Source organism: Hominimerdicola alba, assembly GCF_900112155.1.
Classification (GTDB): domain Bacteria; phylum Bacillota; class Clostridia; order Oscillospirales; family Ruminococcaceae; genus Hominimerdicola; species Hominimerdicola alba_D.
Window position 1 is genome coordinate 15447 of the sequence record NZ_FOKQ01000017.1, and the last position, 17959, is coordinate 33405.

A 17959-nucleotide genomic window follows, 5' to 3' on the forward strand; every position below is an offset into this window, starting at 1 on the left:
TTATGTTTCGGTTGTACCGTTATTATCAGGTTTACAATTTTCAGCCTAGATCAGCGTTCTCTTTCTCCCACAGTTCATCAATGTCCTTGAAATTATCGGGGAAAAAGTAAACCGATGTTTTGATGTATCGTTCTTCACCCACCAGACGCTGCCACTTCACAACTTTGTAAGTCAGTGCCGCGTATTGCCTTGTGCCGCCGTCTTTCAGAGGAGATAAGGGTATCGGAACGAACAGTATCAGCAGAACAAGCGTTATTACTGCCGCGATGATCTTCTTTTTCATAAAACTGCCTCTTATTTCTCAAAAAAAGCTGTCAGGTTCTCCGCGCAGAATTCTTCTTCTTCGTCAATATACTCCATCAGAAATATCTTGCCGTCAGGTTTCAGCACATAGGAATCCCCTGCGCCGTTACCTGCAAATGCTACACCGTCACCGCCGTGAACCTCGTGGTACCTTTCTGTTTCGGAAAGTATATCATCAAAGGGGTCAACTATGTAGTATATATCCATGATCTCGCCTGTTTTCGGGTGGGGCATGGTTTCAAGTATGCCGTTTGATATACGCAGAAGTTCTGCAAGTTCTTCGGGCAGGAGTTCTTTCGCCTGTGCATACCTTTCATCATCAAGCGGCGCACAAAGCTTTATATTTCCGCCATACTTTTTTCTGATAGCTTCGATAATATCCATATCGGCAACACCTTTAAATATTATATCCTATAACAGTCTTTGTGTCAAGCATCGGGAACGTCCTGCCAGTAGTTCACGGCGATATCGCCGAAACGTTCGTAGTCATCAGCATCGGATATGATATCAATGAACATTTTTTCAACATCGCAGTCGTCATCGAAAATCAGCAGATACCTCAGCGCCGCCGCCACAAGCACATATCCCCCGAACCTAGTGCGCACAATCTCAGCGGCAAGTTCTTTCAGCGACCTGTCGCCCTCTTGCTCAGCTTTTATCAGCATTAGCTTTATCGCGGGTATCTCCATGCCCTTTTGCCGGTCAATGCCGAAAACATTGTCCGCCAGTAATGGGAGCGTTTTGCCCTCTGCCAGACCTTTTCTCAGCTTCTCGCTTATCTCGCCGAAACCATTGTCCGGCCCGAAATATTTTTCCAGTGAAAGCTGACGTACTGTCGGGTATTTCTTTGCGTTGTCGGAATATACTTTCTCCCACTCCCGCACTCTGAATCTCGGTTCGCTGTGTTCGTGCTTCGGCGGAAGCTTTTCTTCCTCACGTTTTGCAAGCCATTTTTTCAGGAACTCGGCTTTCTCTTTCTCGGTGAATTCCTCAGCCTTTAAGAAGATATCCTCGGTGAATACCTGTCGCCTGAATTCCCAGTCACCCTCCGCAGGTTTGAAAAACTGCTCAAACGCGGGTATTATCAGCAGGCACTTCACCCGCTGACCGTTGAGTGCCGCCGCAGCAGCCTTGTGGTGACCGTCCAGCAGCGCACTTATGCCATAAAAGCCACCGTATGCGATGGCACGGGGAGCGTTCTCGTTGGCATTGTTGTGTATGCGGTAGTACTCGGCACGTTCGGAATTGTAAAGCGCCGCCGACTGCGTAGGATACAGAAAAATCGGCTCAACGCTCTCACAGGCGTACATATCGAAGCCGTCCTCTTCAAGTAAATAGTACATCTGTACTGCCGCGTCGTACTCTTTCAGCGCGGGGTCTATATCCCAGAAGAAATGACCCTCGCCGTTCGTGGGTATGCATTCCGCGTCCGCCAGAAGATAGTATCCGTCATTCAGAAGCCCCAGCAGAGGTCCCATTATCTCAAATGAATGTTCAATATCTATGAAATCGGCGTTGACAGCCTCGCACACCGCCCGCAGTTCGGGACAGTCTGCATTTTCTATGCCGTAGCCCGCCATCAGCAGGCTTCTGCAAGTCGGGCACCAGGGCTCCTGCGACTGCACAACAGGTGTGCCGTTCAGCATGGTGATGCTGTTGTTTGCGTAGTCATCATGGCAGAACGCGCTGACGTTACAAAGTCTGCCAAGCCCGCCGCTGACGCTGAATACTATACCGCTCCTGATCGCTCCGTGTGGGACGATCTTTTGGCGTGCTTTTATTGTGGGCGCTCTTTTTCCTGAAAATAACATACTGTACTCCTTTCTCCGGGGTCGAATATTATATGTTTATCCCGCCGACACACTATTCTATACGACCGTTTGACAGGCAATATCAATGGTTTGCGGTCTTCTTCCCCACGCCGCAGGCGGGGGGAAGAAGACATCCCATTATTATACGGGCGTATGAAATGGTGTGCTAAAGGGACAGCCATATTAAAGTATTACAGTATATCACAAGCCATATATTTTGTCAAGTCTTCCTGCGCATTTTTACATGAGGTATGCCGTCTTCGAGAAATTCCTCCGAGCATACCTCAAAGCCCTCCTTGGCATAAAAACCGATGGCATATACCTGTGCTTCAAGATAAAGCTGTTCAACACCCTCATACATAAGCGCCTGCTTTACGCCCTCATGCAGGAGCCTGCCCCCAAGACCAGTGCCGCGCTCGGTGGTGACAACTCTGCCTATCTGCATGGTGTGGGGCTCATCGGGCTTGACGAATAATCTCAGGCAGGATGTACATTCGCCATTGTCATTCAGGGTGAACAGGTGCCTGCATATTGGGTCTATACCGTCAATATCCGTGTAGGCGCAGTTCTGCTCCACCACGAATACATCGCACCGCGCTTTCAGTATGGCGTGGAGTTCGTAGGGGGTCAGTTCTGCAAATTCTTTGCTTATTATATCACTCATATCTTCACCTTAAAAAGCGGCGCCCCCGCTTATCAGGAGCGCCTGTATTATTCAATCATTAAAGCTTATGGCTATCACATCGCCGGAATTAAGCTCTATGGTCAGCAGATCGCAGTCATCTTTTGACACGATGTCCGAGGATGCCACATAACTGCCCTTGCCCCAAGGTTCGTTGCGGGTCATGCTCAGAGAGAGCACATTTTCCACACAGATCTCCACGGGTTCATTGGTCTTATCGAACAGTGTAAGTATCACCCGTGCATTGTCATAGTCTGTATAAAGCCCTATAAACCTTGCATCGTGCAGTGCCGATGAACGTACCAGTGATATGTCCATCAGTCAGGGAAAGCTATTCTGGGCAGGTAGGAGATTATATCCTCTTTCATGCGGATAACTTCTCTTCTTGCTGCCTTTGCGAAATCCTGCTCGTCGCACTCGTCTTTCTTGTAAGCACACATAACGCCGCGGGAAGAGTTAACGATAGCGCCCAGACCGTTCTTGTCGAAGCCCTTGCTTACGCCCTCAGCGCCGCCGCCCTGTGCACCGTAGCCGGGTACAAGGAAGAATGTGTGGGGAAGTGCGGCTCTCATTTCAGCCAGCTGTTCGGGATAAGTAGCACCAACAACTGCGCCAACACCGCTGTAGCCGTACTTGCCCATTACTTCACTGCCCCATTTTTCGCACATATCGCCCATGGTAGCATAAACGGTCTTGTCGCCGATCTTCAGATCCTGAAGTTCGCCCGAAGACTTGTTGGAAGTCTTGACCAGTACAAAGATGCCCTTGTCATACAGCTTGCACTGTTCCAGCAGAGGATCAATACCGTCAGAACCCAGATAGCCGTTAACTGTCAGCGCATCAGCACCGAAAGCCTCTATCTTCTCGCCGCCAACATCGGTAAGACCCAGATGTGCAGCCGCATAAGCTTCCATAGTCGCACCGATATCGTTTCTCTTGCCGTCGGTCATAACGAACATACCTTTTTCCTTAGCGTACTGTATGGTCTTGTAAAGGGTCTTCACGCCCTCGTAGCCGTACATCTCATAATAAGCAGCCTGAGGCTTGATAGCGGGGCATATATCGTGTATCTCATCGATGATGCACTTGTTGAATTCAAGGATAGCCTTAGCCGCAGCTTTAAGTGTGCGGTCATACTTCTTGAACTTCTTCTCCTTGATGAATTCGGGAACATACTCCAGCTTGGGGTCAAGTCCCACCACCGAAGGGTTCTGTGTTTTTACTATGTTTTCAATAAGTCTGTCCATTGACATCGTCAATTCCTCCTTAAATATATATCATGCTATAAATACGGATATATCCCCGTTCTGCCGCACTCCACCGCGAATCTTATATGGTATCCGATGTTTATCGCAGGCGGGTCTTTTATATCCAGCATCGAAAGTCCGTCATATGTGAAGCGCAGATAGTATATCTCATCGATATCTTCTATCTCGGCGGTGAATACATTCACTTTTCCGTCAGTTGAAATGCCTGTACTTCCGCCATTTAGTACTTCTATACTACTGCCGTCTATTGGCTCATTGGCATTGAAAGAAAGTTCTATACTGTAGCTTTTGCCCGTAACAGGAGCTTCGCGAAAATGCCATACACCGCGTATACTGCCGATACCGCATTCTGCCGTAACGATGGTCATGCAATTCTCTTCGGATATTTCTAACACTTTTATACGCATATCATTTTCCTCCGAAACCGTTGAACCACGCTCTTTCCTCAAAAGCCTTTTTCTTCGGGGCGGCGGGTTCTTCAACGCCTTTCCCCACAGGCAGGAAGCATACCAGTTCGTAATCCTCGGGGACATTCAGTATCTTCGCCATTTTATCGCATATCCTGTCATCATCGGTGATATGCCCCTCGTACCAGCAGCTCTGATAGCCCAGAGCGGTTATGGCAAGCAGCATATTCTCAATGGCGGCAGAGTAGTCCTGAACCGCAAAGCATTTGTCGCGGTAGGCGTTTATGCGCTGTGTCAGCACACATATCGCCGCGGGCGCAGTCTCACCAACAGGCGGGTCAATGACCTCATGCAGTTTCGCAAGAATCTCGCTGTTGTCCACCGCGATAAGGCTTGTGGTCTGCTTGTTGCACCCCGAGGGCGCACTGAGACCTGCTTCCATTATCTTTACAAGGTCTTCCTGCGGCACAGGGGTATCCTCAAATTTTCCGCGGTAGCTGTGCCTTGCGGATATGGCGTCAATAACGTTCATAGTTTTACCTCTGTTGTGTCACAGATTTCCGTCAATGCAGAATATCGTGCTGATATCTGCGGTGCTTTCGATATAGCCTGCAACTTCATCGCAGAAAGCGCGTTCGTCTTCATTATCCGAATTACCGAACTTCGATCTCAGCACCTGTGATATTTTCAGCCAATCCTCTCTACCGAACCAGTTGAGCGAGCATCGGTCAAAATACTCCTGCACCCCCCAGCCCTTAGGGTCGGGGTCTGTTACGGGGAATATCTTATCAAAAACGGGTATCATGAAATGTTCGTAGTCGGCTCGGTAGATCCGCAGGCTGTCGTATCTGTCCCAGAAAACATTTCCGTCCTCCGTCATCAATGCAGGACAGAGTTCGATATTTACAAGCTCGTCCTCCGCCGAATACAGCCTGAGTATACTTACTTTTATAGTACCGAAATCCTCGGACTTCATTTCTGTGAACGTTTTCCTGATACCCATTTATTCTCCTTTACAGGCTGAATACCACCTTGCCGCGGCAGATGGTATACATATTCCTGCCTTTGAGTTTTTCGCCCTTGAATACAGTGTTCTTGCTCTTGGAATTCAGTTCCTCGGGGATAACTTCCCACTCGTAGTCGGGGTCGAATATGCAGAGGTCGCATCTTTCGCCCACAGCTATCTTTATCGGTTCAAGACCAAGTATACGTCTGGGATTTATGCTCATGACTTCGGCAAGCTTTGAAAGGCTCATTTTGCCTGTGTGGTAAAGTTGGGTCAGCGTTACCGCAAGAGAAGTTTCCAGACCTACAACGCCGTTGGGTGCTTTTTCAAAGTCAGCCTTTTCCTCAGCGGAATGTGGTGCGTGGTCTGTTATTATGCAGTCGATGGTGCCGTCCAGCAAAGCTTCCTCGATAGCCTGTCTGTCCTTTTCAGTCCTCAGCGGCGGCGACATTCGGTAGTCAGCATCGCGGCTGAGAAGCTTTTCATCAGTATAAGTGAAATAGTGGGGGGCAGTTTCGCAGGTGACTTTCACACCGTCACGCTTTGCAGCCCTGATGATATTCACAGAACCCCATGTGGAAACGTGGCATATGTGTATCCTCGCATCACAGCTCATGGCAAGGGTTATCTCACGGGCAGTGATGCTGTCCTCGCTTGCTCTGTCCATGCCTTTTACACCAAGCTTTTCCGACACTTCGCCCTTGTTGATGATGCCGCCGTTGATGATATTAAGGTCTTCACAGTGAGAGGTTATTATAAGTCCGTTCTCATTGGAAAGCTCCAGAGCTTTTCTCATAAGTTCGGCGTTTTCAACCGGTCTGCCGTCGTCTGATATCGCGGTGATACCAGCCTTTTTAAGTTCATCGTAATCGCAGAGCTCTTCGCCCTTCATGCCCTTGGTCACGCAGGCGTAGGGGATAACGTCTATGCCCGTTTTCTGTGCCTTTTCAAAAACGTAACGTATGCCCTCTGCCGAATCGATGGGGGGCTTGGTGTTTGGCATACAAGCAACACCCGTGAAGCCTCCCGCCTTAGCCGCATTTGCACCTGTGAGGATGTCCTCCTTGTAGGTAAGTCCCGGGTCGCGGAAATGTACGTGCATATCAAAAAGTCCCGGCACAGCGCAAAGTCTGCCCTTGCCGTCGATAACTCTTGTATTTTCCTCAATATCTGTAATTACGCCAATGGCGGTTATTACACCGCCATTGACTGCTATATCCGTGATCTTGTCCAGCCCGCTCTGAGGATCGCAGGCTCTGACATTTTTTATCAGAAGTTCCATCTGCTTACTTGTTAGCTGCGTTGTCTACACGCTGATCAGCCTTTTCGTCACCATTGAACTCCTTGATGGTTCTTTTTCTTTCGCAGTTATATACATTCTCATCGGAATTCGACATGATGAACTTGCAGGATGCAGGAGCATTCATTATCTCATCGCGCTGTGCCTGAGAAAGGAAAGTCCAGCCCTTGTCGGAATAAGGCTCTTCAGCTTCCAGATTTCTGTAAGTGATCTCGGAGAACAGCTTCAGCTTTTCGCCCATATCATAGGATTCATCTCTTTCAGCTTTGGGGTTGAGCATCAGCTTGATCTTGCCTGCCTTCTCATTTACCTTGAACCAGCCCTGTGCGTAGATATGATCTTCGTCGCTGAGCTTAACTATCTTAAATTCACCTGAAACATCAAAATAGAATCTGATATCATCGTCCTCATCTGTCCAGTAACCGAGTAACAGCTGTCTGGAATCAGTGCCTCTATCGTGTGAGGGTTCGTTGAATACGTATGTGCATACAAAAACGCCGCATATCACTATAAGTACGAACAATACGCCAAGTATGCCTGAAACTGCCTTTTTCATTTGATTTCCTCCGTTCGGTATGTTAGTTGATGATTTACTTTATTTCCAGCACTGCGCCTCTGTTGGCTGATGTTACCAGCGAAGCATAACGTGCAAGATAACCTGTCTTGATCTTGGGCTCTCTGGGAGTCCAGTTCTTTCTTCTTTCAGCGAGTACTTCATCGCTTACCTTCAGCTCGATCTTGTGAGCATTGATATCGATAGAGATGATATCGCCCTCTTCTACCAGTGCGATGTTTCCGCCCAGAGCAGCCTCGGGAGAAACGTGACCGATAGCAGCACCTCTTGTAGCACCGCTGAAACGTCCGTCAGTGATAAGAGCAACTGTCGAGCCCAGACCCATGCCCTGGATAGCGGAAGTCGGGTTGAGCATCTCTCTCATTCCGGGGCCGCCCTTAGGACCTTCGTATCTGATGACAACAACATCACCGGGAACGATCTTGCCGCCGCGGATTGCCTCGATAGCCTCGTCCTCGCTGTCGAATACTCTTGCGGGACCTTCGTGGCTGAGCATCTCGGGAGCAACTGCGGATCTCTTTACTACGCAGGTATCGGGAGCCAGATTACCTCTCAGCACAGCGATACCGCCGTTGGGCATATAAGGATCATCGATAGGTCTGATGATGTTGGTATCCTTGTTTGCAACACCTGCGATGTTCTCTGCAACGGTCTTGCCTGTGCAGGTCATGCAGCTTGTATTGATGAGATCCTTCTTAGCCAGCTCGCCCAGTACAGCGTATACGCCGCCTGCTTCGTTCAGGTCTTCCATATAAGCGTGACCGGCAGGTGCAAGGTGGCAGATATTAGGTGTTTTCTCGGATATCTCGTTTACCAGCTCAAGGTCGAGGTCGATACCGCATTCATGAGCGATAGCGGGCAGGTGGAGCATGGAGTTTGTGGAGCAGCCCAGTGCCATATCAGCAGCGATAGCGTTCTTGAAAGCGTCCTCGGTCATTATATCGCGGGGACGGATATTCTTCTTCAGCAGTTCCATTATCTGCATACCTGCCTGCTTAGCCAGCTTCAGTCTTGCAGAATAAGCTGCGGGGATAGTGCCGTTTCCTCTAAGACCCATACCCAGAACTTCTGTCAGGCAGTTCATGGAGTTGGCAGTGTACATACCCGAACATGAACCGCAGGAAGGACAAGCCTTATCCTCAAATTCCTGAACGTCTTCAAGGGTCATCTTGCCTGCGTTGAAAGAGCCTACTGCTTCAAACATACTTGAAAGGGAAGTCTTGCTGCCCTTTACTCTGCCTGCCAGCATAGGTCCGCCCGATACGAATATTGTAGGAACGTTTACTCTTGCAGCAGCCATCAGCAGACCGGGAACGTTCTTGTCGCAGTTGGGTATCATGACAAGAGCGTCAAAGTGATGTGCCAGAGCCATACATTCTGTGGAATCTGCGATCAGGTCTCTTGTTACCAGCGAATACTTCATGCCCTGATGTCCCATAGCGATACCATCGCATACAGCGATAGCAGGGAACATTACGGGAGTACCGCCTGCCATAGCTACACCCAGCTTTACAGCTTCGGTGATCTTGTCGATGTTCATGTGACCGGGTACGATCTCGTTGTAGGAAGAAACGATACCTATCAGAGGTCTCTCCATTTCCTCCTTAGTAAATCCCAGCGCATTGAACAGCGATCTCTGAGGGGCTTTTTCAACGCCCTCGCAAAAATAATTGTTTGACATTCTGATTACCTTCTTTATTAAATATTATTTCACCCTCAGGTGACTATTTTGACTATTTTATACGCTCATAGGGTCTGCCGCCCAGTATGAACAGTGCTATACCCGCAAACAGGAATGGTATTGAATACAGCCACCAGTATTTGCGTGTGCCGAGAGGTTTTAGTTTTATGCAGCAGTCGGATACCGCATCGGGACTCATATCCATTATATATTTTGAGTTGTAATAGAGGTCGGAATACTTATCCTTCCACTTTTCGACGCCTTCTTCGATAAGCTCCTTATCAGCTTTGTTGCAGGTAATGATGCCCTCAACATCGTAGCTGAGGTTATCAACTTCTCTGTTTCCGGAGAATATCTGATTGTACAGATCGGTATCAAAATACTGATCTATGACTACGCATACATACTTTTCAGGATCGTTTTCCAGTTCCATAAGAAAATAAGACTTGTATGCACCCTCGCTTGTCTCCTCCGAATCTGTAACATAAAGTTCAAATGGTTCAACGTTGTAATCGGTAGCCCCTATAGGATAACCTCTTACCACAGTGGAGATCTTTCCCTTTACGTATGATCCGCTTTTTATATCATCAAATTTCAGCTTTGAAAGATCGCGGATATTGAGACATTTATAAAATATCACCAGACCGAATATAAGCACAGTGATACCGACCACGAAGGCTGCAATAGCTATTTTGTGAAGTATGTTGAGTTTAAGTTTCATAAGCGTTCAGTCCAATCGGATAAATATTATTCATTTTTATTATCCTCATCCTCCTCGGGGACTTCTGCCACGGACTCGACATCCACTATCTCGCCCTCAGGTCTGCCCTTTTCTTCAGCCTTGCGGCGTGCCACGGCATCTTCTCCTGTGAAAACGCTCTTTACGTTGTCCATAGTTCTGGCAGCATCGCTTTTCAGCTTGCCGCTGCCCACGTACTCCTTAGCGCCCTTGACAGCTGCGCTTGCCTTGTCCTGTATCTTACCGCTGGTCACGAATTCCTTTGTCTTCGTGACAGCCTTGCCTGCTTCTTCGCCAAGTTTTCCGCTGCCTAAAAATTCCTTGGTGCTTTTGACAGCCCTGCTGGCATCGTCATGCATCCTGCCGCTCTGTACATATTCACGCATGGGGGCAACTGTCTTATCGAATCCTTCTCTGAGCTTTCCGCTCTCGACAAAGTCCTTTGCGTTACCCGCAGCAGCGGCGAGTTTATCCTTAATACTCATCTTAAAGCCTCCTCAGCTGACAGTGGGCGGCAGCACAAAAGCTGATACCGTCTGCCGTATGCGTTTTGTGATACTTTTGATATTACTTGTTCAGACCCAGGAACGCAGCGCCGATTATGCCTGCATCGTTGCCCAGCTTGGCAATAACTATCTCTGTGTTCTTTTCGGAGTTTCTTGTGTAAACTTCCTTAGCCACCAGTTCCTTCAGGGGCAGCAGCAGAGGATCGCCCTCGTTGCATACACCGCCGCCGATGCAGAGGATATCGGGCTGGAAGATATTGATGGTGTTAGCGATACCGCAAGCGAGATACTTGATGTAATCATCAACTACCTGCTTTGCAGCAGCGTCGCCTCTTCTCATTGCGTTGAAAGCTGTTCTCGCGGATACCTTGCCGTGATCGTCAGCCTCTTCTTTGAGTATGCTCTCGGGGTGCTTAGCGATGGCTTCGTTAGTCATGCGGATAAGTCCCGTAGCAGAGGAATAGACCTCAAAACAGCCTCTTCTTCCGCAGGTGCACTGGGGACCGTCAACATTTATAACTGTATGACCGATTTCAGCACCTGCAAAGTTGAAGCCCGAGTATATCTTCTTGTTTATGATGATACCGCCGCCCACGCCTGTGCCGAGGGTGATGCAGACAGCATCGTTAGCGCCCTTTGCAGCACCTGCAACGAACTCGCCGTATGCAGCTGCATTAGCATCGTTTTCAACGTAGCAGGGCTTGTTTATATGTGTCTTCATAAGTTCAACAACAGGGAAATTCAGGAAACCGAGGTTGTTTGAATACTCGATAACGCCTGTCTCCGAGTTTGCAGTGCCGGGGGTGCCGATGCCCACAGCCTCGATGTCATCAAGGGTAAGACCTGCTTCCTTAACAGCTTCAAGGGCTACCTTAGCCATATCAGCGCATATCTCCTCACCGGGTCTGGGGAGGTTAGTCTTGCAGCTTGCCTTAGCTACTATCTCAAAATCCTCGCTTACGACACCTGCTTTAATGTTGGTGCCTCCCAGGTCGATACCAATGTAATATTTCATCAAACTCCAACTCCAATCGTAAATTTGCGGATATTCCGCCTTATTTTCATATTATTTATGTAAAGACCGCAGCGGGTCTTATTACCTCTGTTTATTCCGCCTGAATTTTTGTGATAACAGGCGGTTCGTCAGTTGCCACATTGATGATATGATCAAGACATCTTATCTGGTAATGCCTTATGCCGTCCATTATCTGAAAAGCAAAAGTGATTTTCTTTAAGTAGTCCAGCCAGTCTGAATCATCTGCTGTGACAACAGGTTCGTGTCTTTCAAGCGTTGCCCTGTCACCGTTATCAAAGCTTTCGTTTATCACCGAATAGCCTATATAGCTCTCAAACCTCACCAGCCAATGTCTGTTTTCGTTGACATCGATAGGTTCAGCGCTTTTCAGAAGCTCAGCCACCTGCTCGCCCACCTGCTCACCGAATTCACCCGCGATCGCGGCTATATCGGCTTCATCGGAAGTGCCCCTGACAGTGCCGTACAGCTCTATCATCAGCGAGCCGTCATCTTCGCGGATGTTTTCCGCATACAGATACTTTTCGCTGTTTATGTCTTTAAGGAACTCTTCAAAACTCATTTGCATTCGTCTATCCTTGTGAGTATCAGACTGCACTTGCCCTCTACCCAAAACTTGCCCGAACCTGCGGGAATGAAAAGGCTGTCGCCTTTTTTTGCATTTACAGCCTCGTCTGCTGTCTCCTCGGGCTCACCATCAGTTACGAAAGGTGTGCCTTCCAGTATCAGCAGGCTCACAAACGAACTGTCGTCCGCGCATAACTCTGCTTTTTCATCTATATCAACTTTGTATGTGGTAAAATACTCGCATTTTGACAAAAGCTTTATCTCAGCACCATTCTCGCGTACAGCGGGAGTATCGGGATAACTCTCAGCAGGAGCAAGCTTTGTAACGTCCTTCGCCTTTTCTACATGAAGCTCGCGGGGCTTGCCGTCCTTGCCGACTCTGCCGTAATCGTAGATGCGGTAAGTGGTATTTGAATTCTGCTGTATCTCAGCGATGAGTATACCCTTGCCGATAGCGTGCAAAGTACCCGACTTGATGAAGAAAACATCGCCCTTGTGTACAGGGACATTGTTCGTCACTTCCAGCAGAGTATTATCAGCTATCCTCTGCGCGAATTCTTCCTTGCTTATCTCATGCTTGAAACCGTAAAGAAGCTCCGCACCCTCGTCGCAGTCAACTATGTACCACATCTCGGTCTTGCCGTACTCACCCTCGACACGCTGTGCGTAGTCATTATCGGGGTGTACCTGCACCGAAAGATTATCCTTAGCATCTATCAGCTTTATAAGTATGGGGAAATTCTCAAACTTCTCGCAGTTTGTACCCAGTACCTGCCTGCCAACCTTGTCGATGTACTTCTGCAAAGTCAGCCCGTCGAATGTGCCGCCTGAAATGACGCTGGCACCGTCCTTGTGGCAGGAAAGTTCCCAGCTTTCAGCGACCTTGTCATAATCGCATTTTTTGCCGTACTCATCTCTCAGTCTAGTGCCGCCCCAGATATAATCCTTGAAAGCAGGCTCCAGTTTAAAAATACCCATATCATATACCCCTTTTTACATTAAATGCGAATAATCGCACTCTTTATAATAATAGCATAGTTTTGATATTTAGTCAATATTTTTTCTAAATATTTCACCGAAATCGCTTATCATCGTAAAACATAGTAATATCGACATAATAGTGTGTGTCCGTGATGCTCTTCATTGTCCCTTATACAGTATGCACGCCGCCTCATATGCCGTGGTCATAGTCGGCGGCTGCCTGCGATCGTGCGCACAAGGGGGAAGATCTTTGTGACGTCGGTCGGAGAAACGTTTTTCACTATCAGCGATTTTGGTCGAAAAGTTGTACGTTTTTGTACAACTCTTGCAGAAATATGTCCGAGTAAAATGAAAAAACAGTTGTTTGCACAATGTCACAGGCGCGAAGTTGGAGAGTTTGATGAGAGCAAGGGGATAAAAAGGGGTGAGTTAAAGAGCGTGGCACGCAGAACTTGCAGGAGCATGGCAAACAGCGAGAGCCTGAGCGCGAACTTGACCGAGTACGCGGAGTGAGGTACGAACGGAGCGCACGCAGCGTCAAGGTTGCTCTAGCGCGAAGGTCGAGCGTCGGGGGTATGGCAGAACTTGCAGGAGCATGGCAAACAGCTTCAAAGCCACCGTATGCCAACGCATAAACTTCGTATCGAATAACAAGGAAAATCGCAGAACATTCTATTGTGCATGGTGACGAATTAACTTTTATAAATTTTGTTGATAATGTTAATTGCTAACAATTGGGAAATGGAGTATAATTAAATTGAATAGAAGTTGCTGTTTGCAGACCTGAGACGGAAGTAAGATACGTAAAAATGTTGTGAGATCAATGCGTGCCGATGATATTGCTTCGGCAGTCGCGGCATAACGCGGAGCGGAGGGCCTGACTATGAAAACTGTATACAAACGGTTTGTATGGTGCTGCTGTGTGCTCTTTGCGGTGATGTGTATTGGGTCTGTGTCGGTGGTGACGGCATTTGCCGATGGCGGCAGAATGGCGCAGACTGCACAGGTACAGGTCGAGGGACACAGCGGTTCGGCGCGGCAGATGTTCGGCAGTATGGGCGCGGGAGCGGTCATAGTTATAGCTACGATATGTCTGCTTGCAGATAAGAAAAAGAAATAGGCTTGTAAAACGGCTTGTTTCGGCAATTGCTGACGGAGGTGAACACAATGAAAAAAGCGCCGTTTCTGGCAGTGCTGGTACTTCTTCTCGGGGGCTGTACTGCTGGCGGTGATGTTAACGACAACCGCGAGGAGAATAACTCGGCGGCTGTCGAAGAGCAGATCGGTAATCGTGAAAATGACAGGTTATATGTTAATGGGGATGGCGATGGATATGTTATCTACGCTTCCTGGGACAGCGGACTGAAAGAACGGTTATGTGATGAACATTGTGTTCTGTCCATCAGCGTAAACAACAGGATATTTTTCTGATATGACGCTGAAATAAAAACACGATCAGTGGAATAACACGCCTTATCGGAATACTTTGATCACCCGATTTCTGGAAAAGTTCAAAAAACAGGACTGCAAATATTACAAGATGGTTAAATTTGCAAAAAGCGCTTGCAAAAGCGCGTAAGATGTAGTATAATTATCTTGTAAATATTCGGCAATATGCCGTTGGTCGGATAAAGAGAACATTCTCGGAAAGAAGCGTATAACTATGGAGAAGACTTTTTTCATCAGCAAATCAGCCTCTTCAGATGAGAATAGCGCACCTGCATATGACAGGTTCCAGCGGATAGAGAAACTCAACCTTCTGGTTGACAGCGGCTGGGTCATCAAGAGCTTCAAGTGCGATGCACATGAAGAATACTTCATTCTGGAGAAAGCAGATCAGTAACACGCAGGGGGAATGACCGCAGGGTCTTTCCCCTTTTTTATTTACAAAGTCCTTTGTGCTGCTGTAAGAAATATTCGGGATCTTCGGAGGGATAGTAATGGCTTCAAAAAGTGTTTTTGTCGGTAAGTGGTCTTATTTGATGTCCGATACAAATGCAGACCCGGATGGGCGCATCGTCCTGATCGAAATGTTATCATTCGGACCTTGTGAAGTATATGAATGGGGCATAGATAACAATGGTCTGCCTTATGAGGAATATCAATGGTGCGAGAATGAGTTTTTTTAGGATGAAAACTATTTTAAACACATAACGAAAAAGGAATTGGCAGAACAAATAGAGAGTGTCATCCGTGTTTTTTCGGAACATGAGCTGTCGGAATGGGCGAACACCTATTGTAAAATACTTGATCGGCTGAATTCCGATCTGTTTTAGGAACACTTTTTAAAGAATGAGTTTAAAAATAAGGCAGGCGGAGATACTGCCATAAAAAGGAGGAATTTTCATGGACATGAAAGTAATGAACAAGATATCCTACGGATTGTATGTGCTGACGGCGAGGTGCGGCAACCAGTATAATGGCTGCATCATCAATACGCTGGCACAGGTCACAAGCTCGCCTAACCGCGTATCCGTCACGGTGAATAAGGGCAATTTCACAGAATATATGATACGTTCAAGCGGCAGGTTCAATGTCTCCATGATAGATGAAAGTGCCGATTTTTCCCTGTTCACCCACTTCGGTTTCCAAAGCGGAAGATGGGGCAACAAGTTCTATGACTATGCCCTGAAAAAGGCGGAGAACGGTCTGCCGATTATTGAAAAAGGCGTCTGCGCCTACGTTTGCTGTGAGGTGGTGCAGACCGTTGACCTCGGCACCCATACCATGTTCATCGCCGACGTTGCCGACGGTGAAGTGATATCCGAGAAAGCCCCCATGACCTATGCATACTACCATGCAAACGTAAAGCCCAAGCCAAAGCCTGCGGCTGAAAGCGGAAACACAGGCGAAAGATGGGTGTGCAATATATGCGGCTATATCTATGAGGGTCATCTCCCCGATGATTTCATCTGCCCCCTCTGTAAACACGGCGCGGCAGATTTTTCAAGAGTAGATACTCCCGCTGAAGCTGAAAATACCGCCGCATCAGCCGATGAAAAGTGGGTATGCGAAGTCTGCGGATATGTCCATGAAGGCGCACTGCCCGATGACTTTGTCTGTCCCCTCTGCGGAGTTGGTTCCGACAAGTTCAAACGGCTGGACTAGCCGCGCAATAATCGGTCAGCATCAAGCAAGACAAGGCTTGACATAAATTGCGAGTATATTGTAATATAGGAAAGGAAGATGAATGATGGATTGTCCCAAATGCGGAGACGCAATGACGGACGGTGTCCTGACAGGAAGCGGAAAAAGCGGCATCGGTGTACAGTGGATAACCAAAGAATACCGCATGAAACACGCTTTCCCGCCAATGACGCCAAAAGCATTGGAGGAAGCCCAGCGAATAAGCTTACGCATGGCTGAACTCAATACCCATATGGCAGACGTTTTCTGGGTGTGCAGAAAATGCGGTGTCATTATGGCTGAACTTCCTCGTATAAAGGAGGAAAACAGCCATGAGTAACTGCATTAAATGCGGCACAGCCTGCAAAAAAACGACTCTCGGCGGAGAAGACGGCGTACTCATTTATAAGTACTATGCCGAAAATGATACCGTTGAGCATTATGCAAGGTACGAACTTTGCTGTGAGGAATGTCCTGACTGCGGAGAACTGTCAGCACCCGAACTTTGCGCAAAAGCAGAGGGCGGAAGCCTGACTTCGCTTGTCACGATACTCGACGGCGAGGGGTACAAATACGAAGTCTGCCCTGTCTGCGGTGGACGGCTTATAAAAGATATGGCAGGAATGGGCAGTGCGGGAAATCTGCTGAAAAAGTTTGCAGAAAAAGAATTTCCGTACAGCTTTGCGCTGTTTGACCTGTGCGCGGACTGCGGCAGGATATCTGATGTTCACGAAAAGCTGATGGGGGTATAGAAAAATGAATGCTAAGCTTAAAGAAGAGATACTGGCGGTACTTAAAAACGGAAATGTGAACGGTCTTGATGCTGAATCGCTGAGCGACGATGATCTGCGTACTTATATAACTCTGCAAGCCCTTAAAAATGACAGTCATGACGGAAAGTACGAGTATGCGGTGGAAACTGTCCGCGACCGTGACAACGGCGGCGCTGATGAAGCATCGCTTGCCGATGTGCTGACGATGTACGGCGAAAGGGGCTGGCGGCTGAAATTCTGCTTTACCGATGAGATGAGGGTGGAGCGTGATGCAGAAGCTGACGCGACGATAAACGATATTGTGCTGATATTTGAGCGTAAAATGTGATATGGAACACGAACTCTTTATAAAAGAAGTCCGCAGTGGGATATACCTGCTTGATGAAGGACATGAAGCAACCGGATATCTGGTGGTCGGTGAAAACAAAGCTTGTGTCATCGATACTATGAACGGCTGGAACGACCTCTGCGCCGCTGTACGGAAGCTGACGGACAAGCCTTTAGTATTGGTGAACACCCACGGTCATCCCGACCATATACTCGGCAATGCATATTTCGACAAGGAAGTTGACCACGCGCTCATAAGTCCCCGCGACAGGGCGCTGGCGGAAAGTTTCTATGAAAGCATACCCGAGGTCAAGGAGATGTGCCGCAAAAGCGGACACAGTATACCGCCTTTTGCGGATATCCGTGAGGGCGATATCATCGATCTTGGCGGACGCACGCTGGAAGTATTCGAGCTGGCAGGTCATACCGACGGCGAGCTGTTGCTCCTGCTTCGTGAGGACAGGATACTTTTCACAGGGGATGGCGTAAATCATCATCTGTGGCTGCAGCTTGACGGCTGTCTGCCTATGAATGAAGTGCTTGCAGAATTCGACCGTCTGATATTCCTTGAAGACAGGGCAGATGTTATACTGCACGGTCACGCAAGGAATCTCGATGACATATCACTTATGCGCTGTATGCGCAACGGCATCGCGGAACTTTGTGAGGGCAGGACTGAAAATGACAAGCCCTATCACTGGTTCGGAGGCACGGATCTTCAGCACAGTTTCAGCTGTCTTGCCGATAAGCATTATCAGCAGGCTGACCATGTGATATGTTACCGAAAAGAAAATCTGCCCACTGATATCAGGTAATGGTAATTAAAATATGGTTATCCCTTTAGCACACCATTTTATACGCCGGAAGAATACCGC

Annotated in this window: 27 protein-coding genes; 10 read left to right on the forward strand and 17 right to left on the reverse strand. The window is 48.0% G+C overall.

The annotated features are described in order from the left end of the window. Positions 1-40: 40 nt before the first annotated feature. From BM265_RS10410 to BM265_RS10490, 17 genes are all read right to left on the reverse strand, one after another. Positions 41-283 (reverse strand): hypothetical protein, encoded by a 243-nt coding sequence (locus BM265_RS10410; RefSeq protein WP_074961588.1) that lies wholly within the window; start codon positions 281-283, stop codon positions 41-43. Positions 284-294: 11 nt separating this feature from the next. Continuing rightward, entirely contained in the window at positions 295-687 is a 393-nt protein-coding gene (locus BM265_RS10415; RefSeq protein ID WP_074961589.1) for an SMI1/KNR4 family protein, read from the reverse strand. A 44-nt stretch (positions 688-731) separates the two neighbouring features. Next, positions 732-2114 carry a hypothetical protein gene (locus BM265_RS10420; protein WP_074961591.1) on the reverse strand — a complete coding sequence of 461 codons (1383 nt, stop codon included), beginning with the start codon at positions 2112-2114 and terminating at the stop codon, positions 732-734. 220 nt (positions 2115-2334) lie between these two features. After that, positions 2335-2778, reverse strand: coding sequence for a GNAT family N-acetyltransferase (locus BM265_RS10425; protein ID WP_074961593.1), 444 nt, complete (start codon positions 2776-2778; stop codon positions 2335-2337). Positions 2779-2829: 51 nt separating this feature from the next. Then, positions 2830-3114, reverse strand: a complete 285-nt coding sequence (locus BM265_RS10430; RefSeq protein WP_074961594.1) for a hypothetical protein — start codon at positions 3112-3114, stop codon at positions 2830-2832. Next, entirely contained in the window at positions 3114-4049 is a 936-nt protein-coding gene (gene pyrF, locus BM265_RS10435; protein WP_074961596.1) for an orotidine-5'-phosphate decarboxylase, read from the reverse strand. Before pyrF ends, BM265_RS10430 begins: the two co-directional genes overlap by 1 nt. 29 nt (positions 4050-4078) lie before the next feature. Beyond that, entirely contained in the window at positions 4079-4471 is a 393-nt protein-coding gene (locus tag BM265_RS10440; RefSeq protein ID WP_074961598.1) for a hypothetical protein, read from the reverse strand. A 1-nt stretch (position 4472) separates the two neighbouring features. After that, on the reverse strand, positions 4473-5003 hold the full coding sequence (locus BM265_RS10445) for a nitroreductase family protein (protein WP_074961600.1): 531 nt from the start codon (positions 5001-5003) through the stop codon (positions 4473-4475). A gap of 18 nt (positions 5004-5021) precedes the next feature. Beyond that, positions 5022-5474, reverse strand: coding sequence for a hypothetical protein (locus BM265_RS10450; protein ID WP_074961602.1), 453 nt, complete (start codon positions 5472-5474; stop codon positions 5022-5024). A 10-nt stretch (positions 5475-5484) separates the two neighbouring features. Further along, the gene (locus tag BM265_RS10455; RefSeq protein ID WP_074961604.1) at positions 5485-6759 is read right to left on the reverse strand and encodes a dihydroorotase; all 1275 of its coding nucleotides are present in this window, start codon (positions 6757-6759) and stop codon (positions 5485-5487) included. Positions 6760-6763: 4 nt separating this feature from the next. Beyond that, positions 6764-7333: a hypothetical protein gene (locus BM265_RS10460; protein ID WP_074961605.1), complete on the reverse strand. Its 570-nt coding sequence runs from the start codon at positions 7331-7333 to the stop codon at positions 6764-6766. Between the two features lie 34 nt (positions 7334-7367). Further along, positions 7368-9032, reverse strand: a complete 1665-nt coding sequence (ilvD, locus tag BM265_RS10465) for a dihydroxy-acid dehydratase (RefSeq protein WP_074961608.1) — start codon at positions 9030-9032, stop codon at positions 7368-7370. Between the two features lie 52 nt (positions 9033-9084). Then, positions 9085-9753, reverse strand: a complete 669-nt coding sequence (locus tag BM265_RS10470) for a hypothetical protein (RefSeq protein ID WP_074961609.1) — start codon at positions 9751-9753, stop codon at positions 9085-9087. A gap of 26 nt (positions 9754-9779) precedes the next feature. Further along, positions 9780-10256, reverse strand: a complete 477-nt coding sequence (locus BM265_RS10475; RefSeq protein ID WP_074961611.1) for a hypothetical protein — start codon at positions 10254-10256, stop codon at positions 9780-9782. Positions 10257-10338: 82 nt separating this feature from the next. After that, positions 10339-11292, reverse strand: coding sequence for an ROK family protein (locus tag BM265_RS10480; protein WP_074961613.1), 954 nt, complete (start codon positions 11290-11292; stop codon positions 10339-10341). Positions 11293-11383: 91 nt separating this feature from the next. Continuing rightward, a complete protein-coding gene (locus tag BM265_RS10485; protein WP_074961615.1) occupies positions 11384-11872 on the reverse strand; it encodes a hypothetical protein in 489 nt (162 codons plus the stop codon). Beyond that, a complete protein-coding gene (locus BM265_RS10490) occupies positions 11869-12855 on the reverse strand; it encodes a type I phosphomannose isomerase catalytic subunit (RefSeq protein ID WP_074961617.1) in 987 nt (328 codons plus the stop codon). Before BM265_RS10490 ends, BM265_RS10485 begins: the two co-directional genes overlap by 4 nt. 363 nt (positions 12856-13218) lie before the next feature. Here BM265_RS10490 and BM265_RS20395 point away from each other — a divergent pair, with 363 nt between their 5' ends. From BM265_RS20395 to BM265_RS10540, 10 genes are all read left to right on the forward strand, one after another. After that, complete coding sequence (locus BM265_RS20395) at positions 13219-13371, forward strand: hypothetical protein (RefSeq protein ID WP_207646978.1); 153 nt, start codon at positions 13219-13221, stop codon at positions 13369-13371. A 370-nt stretch (positions 13372-13741) separates the two neighbouring features. Then, entirely contained in the window at positions 13742-13978 is a 237-nt protein-coding gene (locus BM265_RS10500) for a hypothetical protein (protein WP_074961621.1), read from the forward strand. A 47-nt stretch (positions 13979-14025) separates the two neighbouring features. Beyond that, positions 14026-14289 (forward strand): hypothetical protein, encoded by a 264-nt coding sequence (locus BM265_RS10505; RefSeq protein ID WP_074961622.1) that lies wholly within the window; start codon positions 14026-14028, stop codon positions 14287-14289. 232 nt (positions 14290-14521) lie between these two features. Next, the gene (locus BM265_RS10510) at positions 14522-14701 is read left to right on the forward strand and encodes a hypothetical protein (RefSeq protein WP_074961624.1); all 180 of its coding nucleotides are present in this window, start codon (positions 14522-14524) and stop codon (positions 14699-14701) included. Positions 14702-14798: 97 nt separating this feature from the next. Further along, entirely contained in the window at positions 14799-14987 is a 189-nt protein-coding gene (locus BM265_RS10515) for a hypothetical protein (protein WP_074961626.1), read from the forward strand. A 217-nt stretch (positions 14988-15204) separates the two neighbouring features. Then, positions 15205-15966 carry a flavin reductase gene (locus BM265_RS10520; protein WP_074961628.1) on the forward strand — a complete coding sequence of 254 codons (762 nt, stop codon included), beginning with the start codon at positions 15205-15207 and terminating at the stop codon, positions 15964-15966. An 85-nt stretch (positions 15967-16051) separates the two neighbouring features. Further along, positions 16052-16324 carry a PF20097 family protein gene (locus tag BM265_RS10525; RefSeq protein WP_074961630.1) on the forward strand — a complete coding sequence of 91 codons (273 nt, stop codon included), beginning with the start codon at positions 16052-16054 and terminating at the stop codon, positions 16322-16324. Beyond that, a complete protein-coding gene (locus BM265_RS10530; RefSeq protein ID WP_074961632.1) occupies positions 16317-16736 on the forward strand; it encodes a hypothetical protein in 420 nt (139 codons plus the stop codon). The genes BM265_RS10525 and BM265_RS10530 overlap by 8 nt, the downstream gene beginning before the upstream one ends. A gap of 4 nt (positions 16737-16740) precedes the next feature. Beyond that, entirely contained in the window at positions 16741-17085 is a 345-nt protein-coding gene (locus BM265_RS10535) for a DUF4177 domain-containing protein (RefSeq protein ID WP_074961634.1), read from the forward strand. A 1-nt stretch (position 17086) separates the two neighbouring features. Beyond that, on the forward strand, positions 17087-17899 hold the full coding sequence (locus BM265_RS10540) for an MBL fold metallo-hydrolase (protein WP_074961636.1): 813 nt from the start codon (positions 17087-17089) through the stop codon (positions 17897-17899). Positions 17900-17959: the final 60 nt, after the last annotated feature.